This is a genomic window from Clostridium mobile, assembly GCF_018918285.1.
Classification (GTDB): Bacteria; Bacillota; Clostridia; order Clostridiales; family Clostridiaceae; genus Clostridium_AW; species Clostridium_AW mobile.
Map to the genome: position 1 here is coordinate 875,814 of NZ_JAHLQF010000001.1, position 14,991 is coordinate 890,804.

A 14,991-nucleotide genomic window follows, 5' to 3' on the forward strand; every position below is an offset into this window, starting at 1 on the left:
ATAATAACCTTTGTTAATAATTTGGACTGATCCGCAGATTTCCCCAAAAACTGCTGATACCCTATTAATATTACAAGGGGGTGAAAAGACATGGCAAATATCAAATCAGCTAAGAAAAGAATAAAAGTTATTGAAACAAAAACTTTAAGAAACAGAATGGTAAAATCATCTTTAAAGACAACTATAAAGAAGTTTTTAACTGCTGTTGCTGGTGGTAACCTTGAAGATGCTAAAGCTGAATACAAGGCTTCAGCAAAAGCTTTAGATATGGCTGCTTCAAAAGGAGTTATACATAAAAATAAAGCGGCAAGAGTTAAATCAAGATTATCAGCAAAATTAAATGGTTTAAACGCATAAAAATAACCGGTGTATCCACCGGTTTTTTGCTTTTTATACACATTATATACATTTTGTAATAATTTTAGTTCTATGCAGTCATAGTCTCAATTAATAAGAGCTCCATTTGAGTTTTCCTATCTAAGGAAGAACTTTTTAGGTTCTTTTCCCATTTCAAACAAATATCTAAGGCTCCTACCAATTTAGATATTGTGAATTTCTTACTTTGATTTATTAGCTTTTCACATATGAAAGGTGGAAGCTTTATTTCTGAGCATATTTGATCTCTACTCATCATTCTCTCTAAAGAATATTTTATTCTATATAATAATTTAAATTGCCTTTCAATCATGAATAAAATCTCGTTAGCTTTATCTCCCTTGTGCATCAACTCATTTAGGGAATTTATAGCCTCTTTTACTTTTTTATCACCAATTAAATCTACTAAATCAAAAATATCATCATCTTCTTTTTTATTTAAAAGAAGATATATATCTTCCTTTGTTATATCCCTATCTATAGCATAGCAGCATAGCTTTTCCACTTCATTTTCTATTATTCCCATATCGCCAGACAGTAAGGAACAAAACAATTTCAATTCTACGTTTCCAATATCCTTTCCCTTGCTTTGGAATATATTTTTTACTTTACTTTCTAATTCTCGTCCATATATTTTATCACTTTTTACCACAGTGGCTTTTCCTTCTAATGATAAAATCTTACGACTTGGTTTTTCCCTTTTATCTTTAAAAATATAATAAATTATTAATGTGCAAGTGGGTGGAATGTTTTTCAAATAACTATTAAGCTCATTATATAGACTTTTTTTATTGCCATCTTCTTTTTCTCCTAAAAAATTAGCCCTATATATTAAAACAATTTTCTTTTCGCTCATAAAAGGTAATGTTTCACAGGCATTTATAACGGAGTCAAGATTTACTAAATTATCTCCATCAAATTTAACAAAATTTAAATCCACAAAATTTTCAGCCAGTATTTTTCTTTCTAATACTCTTATTTTATCCTTTATAGCTTCCTCATCTAAGCCACAAAAAACATAACAATTATCTATAGTCCCTTTTTTTATCTTATCTTCAAATTGAGATAAATTAATCATCCTAATACCTCCATTTAACAACTCTTCCGAAAATTATTTTATACCAATAATCCCTTTCCTCTTCTGAAATCACTAAAAAGTTTTTATTGTTTTTCCTTAATTTTATACCTGATACTCTATCTTCTTCAAATAAAATATTTGTTTCATAATTTTTTATATAAATAGAATCACTATCCTTTATATCCGTTATTACTTTAGTAGCATTGAAGCTTTCTTTTATTTGTATAACTTCCTTTCCCTTTTCTAAATCATAATTACATACCATAACACATTCATTATTATACCTTATAACAGCCCCGTTTACATATTCATTATTAATGAAATAAACTGAAGGAAATAATGAATATGTATTTATAAATATCAATAGGAAAGATATAAGAGGTAAAGCTTTAAATTTTACTACTCCTTTTTTAATCATTATATAACTAAAATACACTATCATAAAGTATATACCTTCAAGAGAACCTAAATATGAGATCGGTGGACATATTTTTATAAGTAAATAAGAAACATATTGCACGGCATAGGTTAAACAATAGAGTATATAAGAGATAATGCTAAATAAAAGATCAGCTTTAATAGTAAGTATAGAAAGGTTGCCTAATATAACTATTAAAGAAAATATGGGCATTAAAAATATATTTCCTAAAAGAAAACCTAAACTGAAATTTTCCATAGTGAATGCTATATATGGTAGAGTAAAGATTTGAGAACTTAAAGTTATACTCAAGGTATCCTTCAACTTTTCTGGTACGGATTTGAGGGTGGATTTTATATTATTGTAGTGCAATATTATACCTAATGTAGCTAAAAATGATAATGAAAAGCCCATTTCCATAAAAGAATAAGGTTTTATAAATAAAATTACTAAAAATGCGGTGGCTAACGAAGAAATACCATCATAATTTTTATATACTTTATCTGAAAAAGATAGTATTAATATCATAATAAAAGCTCTTAGTGTAGAGTATTTAAATCCCGTAAAAATTACATACAATAGAGTAAATATTAATGCTAATTTAAATCCTAAAATCATATGTATAACTTTATACACTATAGAAATGTGAAATCCCGACACACTAATGGCATGAATGACTCCCAGTTTTTGAAGTTTATATTTTTCTATATTATCCATTAAGCTTACATCACCAAAACATAAAGACATCACCAATGCCAACTTATCCTTATCTAAATTCTTCTCCAACTTTTTTATGACTCTTCTTTTTCTATCCCCAAACTTATATATTAAATCTTCTTTTTTATTTTTATATTCATATATTTGATAACTTCCTATTATGCCCTTACCATAGTTAATATCTTTTTTAAATTCACCTTTTGCTGCTATGCTTAAGCCTTCTAATAGTCCCTCCACTTCCCCTTTAATGAGTACCCTTCTGCCTTTTATATCACCAACAATATAATTTTCTCTATGATCTAGTATTCTAATTTTTTCTTCATTCTTAGGTAAATAATTAAAATAACTGTTAAATCTAAAAGCACCACATAAAAAGAATGCTAACATAATAATAATAATAATTTTATCTTCATATATAAAAATTATGTATAAAAAAGATGCAGCTATTACTGCACCTATATAAATATTGCTTATATAACACATGGATGAAAAGCAGCCTATGAAAAAAGATACAGCATAAAAAACTATATGTCTTTTCATTAATTTAAATCCTTCAATTGAACCGTTATTTTAATCCTATGAATATCTTCATTTACAAAAAAATCTTGAACTTCCGGAACTACCTTTTCCCCTTTACTTTCAAAATATTTTTCAGCTAAGTTTTGAGCAGTGTCAAAATCCAGTGTATTATATTTTGAAATATACTCTTCTTGTGGTAAATCTAAAAATACAGTATCACTTCCCATAACTATGGTTTCAAAGATACCTTCAAACATAGCATACTGCACCTCCATATTATTATTTTATCCAATACTATGGAGTTTAAACTATATATTGGGCTTTGTTAAAATTATGAAATATATCAATTGCACTACTGCATTAAATATATAGCATAACTTGCTTTTTGAAGTATGTTTTTTATTAAAAGTTATTGATAATATTATTAAGCATAAGTTTAAAATTAAAAATGATATTTTTTCATTTAAATACAAACTACCTAACACTACAGCTGCTATAAATACTGCTTTAAATATAGATTTTAAAATAATACCATTAAATATGTTCTTTCCTATGGACTCTGTGTTATATTCTTCTTCATTTTTATAATTTAAAGCTATGCCTATAGAAGATATTATTGTAGTAATCACATTGATCCAAAGAATATTATAAAAATTTAATACATAACCTAATCCTAATAGCTTAGAAGCTATATTAACAATAACTGCAGTTAGAGAGCATAAAAAACTATATGTTATAATATTTATTAAGGAATTAACTATTTTTCTTGAAGAAATTATAATATTTAATAAGCTCTCATAGGTTCTTTCTTTTACCAACACATCAGATAATTTATTTACTATATTTGTTCCATCAAGAGCCATACCAACTTTTGAGATTCTTAAATACGGCAAATCAGTAATCCTTTTTCCTGACATCATAAGATTTTGTCCTATTTCTTTATAATGCTTACCTATTTTAGTTTTATGTTTAGATTCTAATTTTGAAAATATGGACATCCTGCCTATTATCTTGTTTAAATCTTCCTCTGGCATATTGTCCATTTCAACTGCTGACAATACCCTTGTTACCCTGTTAAGTATTCCAATCTTTTTCCCAAAGGATTCTGCTGTTAATTTATTCTCTTCTGTAAATATGATAGGGTGAATATTTAATTCTCGTCCCTTCTTTATTAAATTTGAAATTTCATTTAAAGGTGGATTATAAAATCCTATTAATCCTGCAAATACTAAATTACTTTCTAAGTTTTCATTAATGCTTGGCTCATAATTGTAATTTCTATATCCAAATCCTACTACATAAAGCCCCATCCTTGACATTTGAATATCTGCATATTTAATTTTTCTAATATCTTCTTCAGCAATCTCTTTTTCTACTCCATTTTTCATTAAATGAGTACATCTATTCAAAAGTGAATCTACTGTTCCTCTAACATTAGCTCTATAATTATTATCTACTCTATTAATTGTACTCATGAGCCTTCTGTCTTTATCAAAAGGAATAGTTAAAACTCTATTTTCTATCCCCTCTAATTGAAGACTATGTATATTATTTTCACGAACAAATTTTGCTAGCCCTATTTCAGTTATATCATTTTTAGGATTTATATACTCTCCATTAGTAAATTTTGTATCATTACATAGCATTCCAATATGTATAACTCTATTTAATGTATTAAATTCTTCATTTAATTCCATTAAGTTAAGATCTTCCACACCTATAAGGTTATCATCTACATAAACACTCTTCACATGAGCATAATTCTCGGAAAATACTCCTACCTTATCCTCACATATCATATTTATTTTTGATAGATTTTCTACAACAGACAGATTTTTTATTACTGTTCCTTTTTTATTAAAATCCTTTATTATAAAATATGATATTATTTCTATTAATATAAAAATACTAAATGGAATAAAGGCAATAGGTGCCCAAGCAAAACTAAAAAATCCATCTACTATATCACCTTTTAATATATATAATTGAATAAACGCCATAAAAGCAGAGATTATAATAGATATTACTGTAAATGAGTTTAATATACTATGGAGTTTTTTATTTATCATATTTCCTTCTTCATTGTTTTCTACGACTAACCCAATTATGTTAGCTATTTCAGTGCCTGTCCCTGTTGCAATAACTATTCCCTTGCCGCTTCCCTCTATTATAGCTGAAGATTTAAATAAAATATTTCTTACTTCTGTTAGAGGAAGTTCCTTATCTTCAATTTTTGTGCTATATTTTTCTACTGTATATCCTTCTCCTGTTACAGCTCCTTCTTTTACTTTAATGTTATCTCCCTCTATTAATCTTATGTCTGCTGGAACAATATCTCCATCATTTAATATAATAATATCCCCAACCACTAAATCTTCAGCAGCTATCTTTACAGTAGCTCCATTTCTTACCACCATCGCCTGAGATGATTGAAGCCTTTGTAATTCTTTAATTTCTTTCTCTCTTTCACTTTCTCCAAAAGAAATTACAATAATATTCAACATTAAAATGCCAAATAAAGATATAGCCTCATTAACCTGACCTATATAAAAATATATTCCTATTATTAATAGCATGTACAACAGCCAAAAGTTTTTAAACTGCAAAAGCATAATATATAGAATGTTATTTCCCTTAGGAATTTCTATAATATTTTTCCCATAACTATTTTGTAGCTTTTCCACTTTTTCTTCTGTTAAACCTTTATTAGCATCGCTATTAAGCTGTTCTACTACTTCATTCCAACTTAAATTATACCATTCAGTCATAAACCTTACCTCCGAATAATGAGTACGTCTAGCAATCTATATGTATAGACCTATTTATCTAATATCTAAATATCTTTAAAAATTTTTTACAATAAATAATTATTCTCAATATATATAATAATCAACACTTCAAAATATATTTATAAAACATAAAAGAGCCAAGTATATAGTTAAATAGTGACTTTTTTTAGAGCAGCTTCACTACATACTTAGCTTTTTGTTTCCTACAATAGATTATCTCTGTAGAAACTTACAACTCTGAAAATAATTTGGCCTATCCTAAAATTAAAAAATATTTGTTGTAAATTATAATTTACAATGCTTTTGAATTTTTTATATTATTTCAATAGTTATTTCATCTACAATAGCATCAGTGTTATTCTCTATAAAATTCATCACTTTTTGTATTACCTCATTTGCATGTCTTACTTCATTACTTACACAGACTACTCCTAATACTATTGACTGATGTAAGTCTTGATCTTCAATTTCTGCTATAGATACATTAAATTTATTTTTTACTCTTGTGGTTAGACTTTGAACTATCATCCTTTTTTCTTTTAATGAATGAACCCAATTAGCTCTTAGACAAATTACTCCTGTCCCTATAATCATCTCTATTCTCCTATTAAAATAATTTATCCTTATTATTCCCAAAGAGTTTTATTATATAAATCCAAATATTCTTTTACAAAATTCTTTTAATTATTATCAAAGTTCACATCTGAACTAATTTTATTTTTATGCATATTCTTATCTTAATAGCATTTTTAAGTTTCTTTTAATCTGCTGATTTTTTATACCATCTCTATTATCGGTATATTCTTATGAATAGTTAAGTTTAATTCCTCTTGAAGGCTTAATTTATTTTAGCCTTTTAGCTTATATTACAAAAGGTCCAGTTGTTTTAATATATTTTTAAGATATTCTTAAGCTTTAGTATATAAATATTTAAATAATTATGTATTAAAATAATATAAAGTGAAATAATACAAAATGATACATATAGGAGGCGAAAATGGAAAAAGAAAGAATTAAAAGTAATATTTTTCATATGTTATCCTTGGTTTCAATACCAATAATTAATGTGTTCTATGCTCTATTGAATAATGCTAATAGAGGTGTCTATACCATAATTACTGAGGTAGATAGAAATATTCCCTTTGTTAAAGAATTTATAGTTCCTTATATAATTTGGTATCCTTTTATTTTTCTTACTCTATTTTATCTATGTACGAAAGATTTAAAAATATATTATAGAACTTTAATAAGCTTAAATTTAGGGTTAATCATCTGTTATATAACTTACTTCCTTTTTCAGACTACAGTTCCCAGACCTATACTGTACGGTGATGATTTATTTACTAAATTAACTAGAATCATTTACTATTTTGATAAGCCTTTTAATTGTTTTCCAAGTATACATGTATTAACTTGTTATTTAATGATTAAAGGTATAAGTTTTGAAGAAAATCTTTTCATAAAGTTTTCGGTGTATATAGTGTCAACTATAATTATAATCTCAACACTTTTCGTTAAACAACATGTGGTTTTAGATTTAGTATCCGCAATATTAGTAGGAGAGTTTGTCTTCTATTTAGTAGGTAGGTTAAATTTTAAAAGGAATTTTATTTCGGATACACAATAAGGAGTATAGATAATTCTATACTCCTTATTTTTATAATTATATTATATCATTTTACAATGTATCTTACATGAATTATATTTATTTCATATTCTTTTTATTGCTATCATGCTTTTTCATCTCATCAACATGTATTATGTCAGCATTAGCACCTTTCTTACTTCCTTTTTTAGCTTGCTTTTTACTTTCTCTATGCATTTATATCTCTCCTTTCTATAATCAAGTGCTTTTTAAGCTTTAGGTAAAATTTGTTTAAAAAATCCATTCACCCAGTATATTTGGAGCATTGTGAATGATATATATGGAATAAGGTAAAAAAAAATCCCCAAATTGGGGAAAATCAAGAGGTTATCATAATAATATTATTACCGATTTTATAAATAATATTTATAAAAAATAAAAAAACCTTGAATACACAAGGTTTTTAATTACAAATAATGCAAATACTATTTTTGCTCATATAATAACTTCTCTACTTTTAACATATCAGGCTTGAAATAAAAAATATTATTGATAATTTCAGGTTTTATTATATTATAATATTTCTTTATAAATAAAATTCTATTAATTACTTCTTCTTTTGTATAATTTTCTTTACCTTCATCTTTAAAACTTATTAAGGATAATAGCACTAATAACCTTATAATGTTTTTTTCACATCTTAAGTATAGCTCTTTATTAATTGCAATAGTTCCTAGATTCTTCAATATTGAAAAATCTATTTTAGAGCTTCCTTCCAGAACGTCTAAATAATTATATTCACGTTCTTTTAGGCTTTCATTAAAAAATATCTCCCCTTTCACTAGGTGAGCTTGAGCCATTGGACTTCCTCCTTTTAATTATTCTACAATCCTTTTACTATATTCTACGTAAAGATGAAATTTCCTTCAATAAAACAATTAATCGCTATGATTTCTTCCATATAAATACAAAAATTATTTTTTAACATTTATCTTTTTAAAACATATATTAAAATATGTTTTAAAAAATAACATGCTAGGAATTTTTAATAATCCCTAGCATGTTATTTGATTAATACTTCTATGTTTTTACATCTATATTATAGGCTTAGCCATCTTAATTATTCTCTCACCTAAAATGTTTCTATTAAATACTTTTTCATACTTTATTTTTTCATAGAACTCTGACGTTTCCTCATCTTTAGCAATTAAAACACATCTTTCATAGTGGTTTTCTTTTGCTAACCGCTCTGCATAATTCATAAGAGCTTTACCGAGACCTAGTCCTCTTACTTTTTCATTAGTAGCGATATTAGCAACATAAAGGTCACCTTTATTACATTCCCCTACTAAATTATATTTTACATCTTCAATTAGAAATCTAATTTTTTTAACAAATCCTTTTAATGATTTAAGTATTATTTTTTCTGTTTTCACATTTAGTTTATTAAAATCTTCATAAGGTATAGTTATTATTATTCCTGCTACCTCACCATTATACTCTATAACCTTTGTATAATTTAATGAATATCTTGAGTCTGGCATCTTTACAAGTTTTTTTATTATTTTTATATTATCCTTTTTAGACTTTCCTCCCCAGACATATTCTTGATCATTTTCCGTGCTGTAAATAAGTTCTGCTACTTCATTAACATCTTTTTCTTGAGCATTTCTTATGCTCTTACTACCCATGCTTTCTAAGCCTCCCTAAAAATATAACAAGCATATTTAATCACATGTAATTGAGTACATTTGTATATTAAGTTTTAAATATTTCTTATACTACTATTATACATTTCCTTTAATCTTTATATAATGATATAAGGTATATATTCAATGTACAAAATACACTATATCTACTTAACTATTTAATTTAATAATATAAATTAAGTACTTAAATTTGCACCTAATGTTTTTATATTTATTAAGCATATTATCTTATATCTAATTTATCTTTTAACTTTTCAAAGGTTTTTTCTCCAATTCTATCTATATTTTTTATCTCCTCAATAGAATTAAATCCCCTATTTTTTTCTCTATACTCAATTATCTTTTGTGCTGTTACTTCACCTATTCCAGGGATGGATTTTAATTCTTCTTTAGAAGCATCGTTTATGTTAATCTTCTTTTCTTCATTATTACTGTTGCTTCTTTTAGATCCATCACCATTTTCATCATCTTTCTCATATACAAATATATAATCTTCATCTCTTATTTTTTTCGCTAAGTTAAGTTTATCCTTATCTGCATTCTTGGTAAATCCGCCTGCTATTTTAATTGCATCTTCTATCCTACTATCATCTTTTAATTTATATACCCCTGGATTTGTTACTTCCCCATTTACATAAATGGTTATACCACTCTCTTGAGATTCCTCTTTATTTTCAATTTTATTTTCAATAAATATGTCTTCAGTTTTCTCATTATAGACATTATCTCTAAAATATCCTATTAGCATGGAAAATAAAAATAAAGCTAAAATTACGGTAGAACCTATTATTTTCTTCTTATTTTTCACAATTTATACCTCCTAAGATAATGTTATTTTAAATTATTGACAAATTTATTAATTAATATCGCAGTTTTGGATGATTTTTGATATAATTGTTTTTAAGCAAAACTAAGGAGGATATCATGAGAAAAATACATAATTTACTTATACTTGTTTTAATTTTTTTTATAATTCCAAATTTAAACACAGTTAGTGCAAAAAGTAATCCACCTAGTGTTTCTGCTGATGGAGCTATCTTAATGGACGCTACTACAGGAGAAATTTTATTTCAAAAGAATATGGATAAGCCTTATCCACCTGCCTCAACCACTAAGATTATGACAGCTTTATTAACTTTAGAAAATACTAACCTTGATGATGTAGTTACCGTTGGAAAAAAACCTCCTTTTGCAGATGGTAGCAAAATATATATTTTTGAAGGTGAGCAAATAACCGTTAGAGATTTACTTTATGCTCTTCTTTTAGAATCTGCAAATGATGTCTCTGAAGCTTTGGCCGAGCATATCAGCGGTTCCGTCGAGGAATTTGCCAAGCTTATGAATAAACGCGCAAAAGAGTTAGGATGTGAAGATACTAATTTTGTAAATCCAAGCGGACTTTACAATGACAAGCATAGAACTTCTGCTAAAGACTTAGCTTTAATCATGAGGGAGTTAGCTAAATATCCTGATTATGTGCAAATATCCACATCTTTATCATATAAAATAGCCCCTACAAATAAATCTAAAGAGCCAAGGCCTTTGTGGAACAAAAATAAATTAGTTCAACAATATTCTACTTATTATTATGATGGAATAGAAGGTGGAAAAACTGGCTACACCGTTCAATCTGAGCATTCTTATGTGGCTAGTGCACAACGAAATAATCATAGACTTGTTGCTGCATTTATTCATGATAAAAATAAGACTTATTTCGCCGATGCTATAAAATTATTCGATTATGGCTTTAATAATTATGAACTAGTTAAAATGTTTTCAAAAGATGAAGTTGTTACTGAGTATAATGAAAAGGATTTAAATGTGAAGTTACTAGCTTCTGAAGACTTTTATTATATAAAAGAAAAAGGTAATGATGAAAAAGCTGTATTTAATTTAGAGAATAAAGATTTAAGTCGTGAGTCCTTTCAAAAGGGTGATAATGTAATAAATGCTTCAATCTCCTTTAATGATAAAAATATCGGAACATTAAAACTTTTAAGTGATTCAGATCATATAATAAAAACTAATGTTTCAGCTCAGGTAATATCAAAAATGAACACAACTGTCGTTACTATAGTATCCTTATTATTATCAGTCATAATAATAGCTTTAGTAATTATATATAGAAAAAACAAATTAAAAAATATTTACTAATTACTTTATTCGATGACTACCATACATAATACCCCCATCGCACTCTGTGAAAACGATTTAGAGTTCTTATGCTGTGCATAACGGATGCTACGTCCCTGGATAAGTTCTTCTAAGCTTCAGTTGGAGTAAGTATTCCTTTTAAGCAAACTCCATCTGAAGCTAAGAATCACTTGATAGCAATGTAGTACTTGTATCTGGTAGAGGAACTAAAAAAGAGCTAATTTTTTAAGATTAGCTCTTTTTTAGTTCCTCTATTAATTTTTTTATATCCTCTGGCAATCCACATTCTAAACTTATAACTTCTCCAGTCCTTGGATGTGGAAAAGATAATTTATATGCATGAAGCGCTTGTCTATTAATAAGCAAATCATCATCGTATTCCTCTCCATAAAGGGAGTCACCATATAGAGGGTTTCCTAAACGACTTAGATGAACTCTTATTTGATGAGTTCTTCCTGTCTCTAGTAATACTTGAACTAAGCTCCCAGCAGTATACTCTTCTATAACTTTATAGTGAGTAATACTCTCTTGCCCTCTATGGTCTACGATTCTTTTTATACTTTCTCCGCCTGTTCTATAAATAGGGAGATTTATTGTTCCTTCTTTTTCGGTAAACTTATTATGTGCCACTGCTAAATACCATTTTTTAAAACTATCTTCTCCCATATCCCTAGCTAAAGCCATATGAGCAAATTGGTTTTTCGCAACTAATATTAGTCCTGAAGTATCCATATCTAGTCTACTAACCAATCTAACTATGCAATTCTGACCACTACTTTTAAAGTAATACAACAAACCATTAGCTAAGGTGCCATTAGGGTAACTTTTAGTAGGATGAACAACCATTCCGTATGTTTTGTTAATTACAATTATATCTTCATCCTCATATACTATATCTAGATCTATTTTTTCTGGTTCAATGTTTTGTTCTTCATCCTTCTGAATAGAAATGTCAATGGAGTCGCCATTTTTAAGTTTATAGCTTAATTTTACGATTTCTCCATTTACTCTTATTCTATCCTCTCTAATAGCCCCCCTTATAAGTCTAGAAGATAATTTTAAATGAAATTTTAGATACTCTTTTAGAGGCATTTCTTCATCCTTCTCAAATAGAAAATTTAATTTACTACTCATAACAAACTCCTTTTATCTATTTGGTATAATCTTCCCCTAATAGTACCGTTATATTATAATCCCCCTCTTTATAACTACTACTTTCTACCTTATCTATTTTAAAATCTTTTTTTATACTATCAATTAAGTCTTTATCTACACCCTTAATAATAATTTTAGATTTTTCTCTTTTATCTCCATTTCCAATAAAAACATCAGTATATCCTTTGCTTTTTAAACGAGATGAATACTCTGATGCCAAACCATTTTTATTAGTACAGTTTAAAACCTGTATTTTCAGCTTTTCTCTTTGTACTTGGGTTTCCTTTGTTATTCCCTTTAAAGAATTAACTAAATCCTTGTTGGCCTTCTCATCATATAAGAAATATGATACATTTCCTACATATTTAGCTTCTCCTTTTAGTGTAGATATGTCCATATCTTCTTGATCAACCCTTAAAAATGAATAACCATACTTGATTATTTCGTCTGGTTTCATATTGGTTTCCACATATTTAGGTAAAGTTGACATAATGGAAGGTATCTTAGTGATAATAGCTGGACTTTTAAATTTATCTATAACTTTACTTATAAACAGATGTTGATTCTTAATTCTTCCTAAATCTCCTTCTGCAAGCCCTGTTCCATCATTATTTTGTCTCCATCTAAAGAACTCTTCTGCTTTTTTACCATCTAGATGAACTACTTCTCCCTTTTTAAATCTTATGTGCAAATCTTGAGTGTCATCATCATAATACATATCTTGCTCAATTTTCATCTCTATGCCACCTATGCTATCAATAATTTTTCTAAACCCTTCATAGTCCAATTTAGCATAATAATGTACATCTATACCCAATAAACTCTCTACAGAGTCTACTGAATATTTTGGTCCACCTATGGCATGAGCAGCATTAATCTTTTGAACCTTACCATTTATTCTCACTCTAGTATCTCTTGGTATTGATATCATATTTAATTTTTTATCTTTAGGATTATAGCTTACTAAAATCATAGTATCTGTTCTTTTCGGTTCATTTTTATTGTATGGGCCTCCGTAGTCTACTCCCATTACCAATATATTTACAGGCTCATCATTTGAAGTTTCTTTTCTTTCTACGTTAGCTACTCCATCCCCTATTTTTGAATTATTACTAAAACTTAATAAGTAGAAATATAGAAAGCTAGATGCAAAGGCAATAACAAATAATATCGTCAGCAATATAACTAGTTTTTTTCCACCTTTTTTTTTCTTTCTTTTATTGCCTTTCTTACTATTATTGTCCCCTTTTTTCTTACTAACCATTTTACTCACCTACAGCTTTTATAATATAATTTCTTCCTTCTACAGTATTAATGTGTAACATTTGTCCTCTTTCAATTATATATTTTATGGTCAAATCAAAGGATTTAATCATAGCCCTATCTATATCTCTATAAGATAATTCTCTTATTTCTTCTACTCCTGCATACCTTCTTAAGGGCTCTATATAATCCGCAAGGTATATAATCTTCTCTAGTAATGTCATATTCTTCTTACCAGTGGTATGATACGCTATTGCATTAAATATTTCTCTATCTTTAATTCCCATAGTATCTCTAGCAATTATTGCTCCTGCTAATCCATGTAATAATTGAGGACTTTTTTCACAGACTTCATCTATTTTATATCCATTCTTTTTAACAGTATTAATTAGCTCATAAGCATTCATCCATTTAGCACAATCATGAGCTAATCCTGAAATAGCTGCCTTATTTTCATCTATTCCAAAATGTTTCGCCATATCTATAGCCGTATCTCTCACTCTTAAACTATGTTGATATCTTTTATTATCTAAGTTTTCTTTCAAAAAGGCCTCTATACGCTCCTCATTCCACATCTAAATCAACTCCTAGACACAATATAAAAAGTTATATATATAACTTTAACTCTTTTATAGTATTGTATACTCCCTCAGGTAAAAAATATCTTATATTTCTATTTTCCTTTACAGCTTTTCTAATTTCTGTAGAAGATATCTCTAATAAAGGTATATCTAGAAATATTATCTCTTTATTATGTTCACTTTCCAGCTTTTCTTTTTGTTCTAATATTTTTTCTTTGTCATATCCAGGCCTATTAAACACGATAAGCTTACACATTTCCATAATCTCATCAATATTTTTCCATGTGTCAAAATCCATTAAACAGTCCACACCTGTTAAAAAATGCCACATAACCTTAGGATAATTATGCTTAAAAAAACTCAAAGTTTCATAAGTATAACTAATATTTTTTTTCCTTATTTCATAATCATTTATTTCGAATTTTTCCTCTTCTCTAATAGCCATTTTGACCATTTCATATCTAATCCTAGAGTCTGCTATATCTTTTTCATATTTATGTGGTGGATTTCCCGAGGGCATAAAAATTATTCTATCTAAGTTTAACCTATATAAAGCCTCATAGGCTATATGAAGGTGGCCATTATGTATGGGATCAAAAGTTCCTCCAAATATAGCTTTTTTCTCCATATTACAACTACCCCCTCATA

15 protein-coding genes are annotated in these 14,991 nt (G+C 27.5%); 3 read left to right on the top strand and 12 right to left on the bottom strand.

Annotation, left to right across the window (positions count from 1 at the left end; all coding sequences use genetic code 11):
* Positions 1-90 precede the first annotated feature (90 nt).
* On the top strand, positions 91-357 hold the full coding sequence (gene rpsT, locus KQI86_RS04300) for a 30S ribosomal protein S20 (protein ID WP_216437905.1): 267 nt from the start codon (positions 91-93) through the stop codon (positions 355-357).
* A 70-nt stretch (positions 358-427) separates the two neighbouring features.
* Here rpsT and holA read toward each other — a convergent pair whose 3' ends face one another.
* From holA to KQI86_RS04325, 5 genes are all read right to left on the bottom strand, one after another.
* Positions 428-1,453 carry a DNA polymerase III subunit delta gene (gene holA / locus KQI86_RS04305; RefSeq protein WP_216437906.1) on the bottom strand — a complete coding sequence of 342 codons (1,026 nt, stop codon included), beginning with the start codon at positions 1,451-1,453 and terminating at the stop codon, positions 428-430.
* 1 nt (position 1,454) lies between these two features.
* Positions 1,455-3,128: a ComEC/Rec2 family competence protein gene (locus tag KQI86_RS04310; RefSeq protein ID WP_216437907.1), complete on the bottom strand. Its 1,674-nt coding sequence runs from the start codon at positions 3,126-3,128 to the stop codon at positions 1,455-1,457.
* Positions 3,128-3,364, bottom strand: a complete 237-nt coding sequence (locus KQI86_RS04315) for a hypothetical protein (protein ID WP_216437908.1) — start codon at positions 3,362-3,364, stop codon at positions 3,128-3,130. The genes KQI86_RS04310 and KQI86_RS04315 overlap by 1 nt, the downstream gene beginning before the upstream one ends.
* 51 nt (positions 3,365-3,415) lie before the next feature.
* Positions 3,416-5,875: a P-type ATPase actuator domain-containing protein gene (locus KQI86_RS04320; RefSeq protein WP_216437909.1), complete on the bottom strand. Its 2,460-nt coding sequence runs from the start codon at positions 5,873-5,875 to the stop codon at positions 3,416-3,418.
* 333 nt (positions 5,876-6,208) lie between these two features.
* Positions 6,209-6,490, bottom strand: coding sequence for a DUF503 domain-containing protein (locus KQI86_RS04325; protein ID WP_216437910.1), 282 nt, complete (start codon positions 6,488-6,490; stop codon positions 6,209-6,211).
* 403 nt (positions 6,491-6,893) lie between these two features.
* Here KQI86_RS04325 and KQI86_RS04330 point away from each other — a divergent pair, with 403 nt between their 5' ends.
* A complete protein-coding gene (locus tag KQI86_RS04330; protein WP_216437911.1) occupies positions 6,894-7,523 on the top strand; it encodes a phosphatase PAP2 family protein in 630 nt (209 codons plus the stop codon).
* Between the two features lie 443 nt (positions 7,524-7,966).
* Here the strand turns inward: KQI86_RS04330 and KQI86_RS04335 are convergent, their stop codons facing one another.
* The 3 genes from KQI86_RS04335 to KQI86_RS04345 form a co-directional block, all read right to left on the bottom strand.
* Entirely contained in the window at positions 7,967-8,341 is a 375-nt protein-coding gene (locus tag KQI86_RS04335) for a hypothetical protein (protein WP_216437912.1), read from the bottom strand.
* A gap of 234 nt (positions 8,342-8,575) precedes the next feature.
* A complete protein-coding gene (locus KQI86_RS04340) occupies positions 8,576-9,172 on the bottom strand; it encodes a GNAT family N-acetyltransferase (RefSeq protein WP_246582646.1) in 597 nt (198 codons plus the stop codon).
* 241 nt (positions 9,173-9,413) lie between these two features.
* A complete protein-coding gene (locus tag KQI86_RS04345) occupies positions 9,414-9,998 on the bottom strand; it encodes a helix-hairpin-helix domain-containing protein (RefSeq protein ID WP_216437913.1) in 585 nt (194 codons plus the stop codon).
* 116 nt (positions 9,999-10,114) lie between these two features.
* Here KQI86_RS04345 and KQI86_RS04350 point away from each other — a divergent pair, with 116 nt between their 5' ends.
* The gene (locus KQI86_RS04350) at positions 10,115-11,344 is read left to right on the top strand and encodes a D-alanyl-D-alanine carboxypeptidase family protein (protein ID WP_216437914.1); all 1,230 of its coding nucleotides are present in this window, start codon (positions 10,115-10,117) and stop codon (positions 11,342-11,344) included.
* 231 nt (positions 11,345-11,575) lie between these two features.
* On the opposite strand, the gene KQI86_RS04355 is transcribed toward KQI86_RS04350, so the two are convergent.
* The 4 genes from KQI86_RS04355 to nadD are packed head-to-tail and all read right to left on the bottom strand — an operon-like array spanning position 11,576 to position 14,971.
* Positions 11,576-12,478: an RluA family pseudouridine synthase gene (locus tag KQI86_RS04355; protein ID WP_216437915.1), complete on the bottom strand. Its 903-nt coding sequence runs from the start codon at positions 12,476-12,478 to the stop codon at positions 11,576-11,578.
* Positions 12,479-12,494: 16 nt separating this feature from the next.
* Positions 12,495-13,763, bottom strand: coding sequence for an LCP family protein (locus tag KQI86_RS04360; RefSeq protein WP_216437916.1), 1,269 nt, complete (start codon positions 13,761-13,763; stop codon positions 12,495-12,497).
* 1 nt (position 13,764) lies between these two features.
* The gene (gene yqeK / locus KQI86_RS04365) at positions 13,765-14,337 is read right to left on the bottom strand and encodes a bis(5'-nucleosyl)-tetraphosphatase (symmetrical) YqeK (protein ID WP_216437917.1); all 573 of its coding nucleotides are present in this window, start codon (positions 14,335-14,337) and stop codon (positions 13,765-13,767) included.
* A gap of 31 nt (positions 14,338-14,368) precedes the next feature.
* On the bottom strand, positions 14,369-14,971 hold the full coding sequence (gene nadD / locus KQI86_RS04370; RefSeq protein WP_216437918.1) for a nicotinate-nucleotide adenylyltransferase: 603 nt from the start codon (positions 14,969-14,971) through the stop codon (positions 14,369-14,371).
* Positions 14,972-14,991 lie beyond the last annotated feature (20 nt).

What these genes read in the sequence shown, in the direction of transcription:
- KQI86_RS04310 (WP_216437907.1), bottom strand. Translation starts at nt 3,128, where the DNA reads ATGAAAAGACATATAGTTTTTTATGCTGTATCTTTTTTCATAGGCTGC.
- KQI86_RS04360 (WP_216437916.1), bottom strand. Translation starts at nt 13,763, where the DNA reads ATGGTTAGTAAGAAAAAAGGGGACAATAATAGTAAGAAAGGCAATAAA.
- KQI86_RS04350 (WP_216437914.1), top strand. Translation starts at nt 10,115, where the DNA reads ATGAGAAAAATACATAATTTACTTATACTTGTTTTAATTTTTTTTATA.
- KQI86_RS04335 (WP_216437912.1), bottom strand. Translation starts at nt 8,341, where the DNA reads ATGGCTCAAGCTCACCTAGTGAAAGGGGAGATATTTTTTAATGAAAGC.
- KQI86_RS04315 (WP_216437908.1), bottom strand. Translation starts at nt 3,364, where the DNA reads ATGTTTGAAGGTATCTTTGAAACCATAGTTATGGGAAGTGATACTGTA.
- holA (WP_216437906.1), bottom strand. Translation starts at nt 1,453, where the DNA reads ATGATTAATTTATCTCAATTTGAAGATAAGATAAAAAAAGGGACTATA.
- KQI86_RS04325 (WP_216437910.1), bottom strand. Translation starts at nt 6,490, where the DNA reads ATGATTATAGGGACAGGAGTAATTTGTCTAAGAGCTAATTGGGTTCAT.
- KQI86_RS04355 (WP_216437915.1), bottom strand. Translation starts at nt 12,478, where the DNA reads ATGAGTAGTAAATTAAATTTTCTATTTGAGAAGGATGAAGAAATGCCT.
- rpsT (WP_216437905.1), top strand. Translation starts at nt 91, where the DNA reads ATGGCAAATATCAAATCAGCTAAGAAAAGAATAAAAGTTATTGAAACA.
- yqeK (WP_216437917.1), bottom strand. Translation starts at nt 14,337, where the DNA reads ATGTGGAATGAGGAGCGTATAGAGGCCTTTTTGAAAGAAAACTTAGAT.
- KQI86_RS04320 (WP_216437909.1), bottom strand. Translation starts at nt 5,875, where the DNA reads ATGACTGAATGGTATAATTTAAGTTGGAATGAAGTAGTAGAACAGCTT.
- KQI86_RS04330 (WP_216437911.1), top strand. Translation starts at nt 6,894, where the DNA reads ATGGAAAAAGAAAGAATTAAAAGTAATATTTTTCATATGTTATCCTTG.
- nadD (WP_216437918.1), bottom strand. Translation starts at nt 14,971, where the DNA reads ATGGAGAAAAAAGCTATATTTGGAGGAACTTTTGATCCCATACATAAT.
- KQI86_RS04340 (WP_246582646.1), bottom strand. Translation starts at nt 9,172, where the DNA reads ATGGGTAGTAAGAGCATAAGAAATGCTCAAGAAAAAGATGTTAATGAA.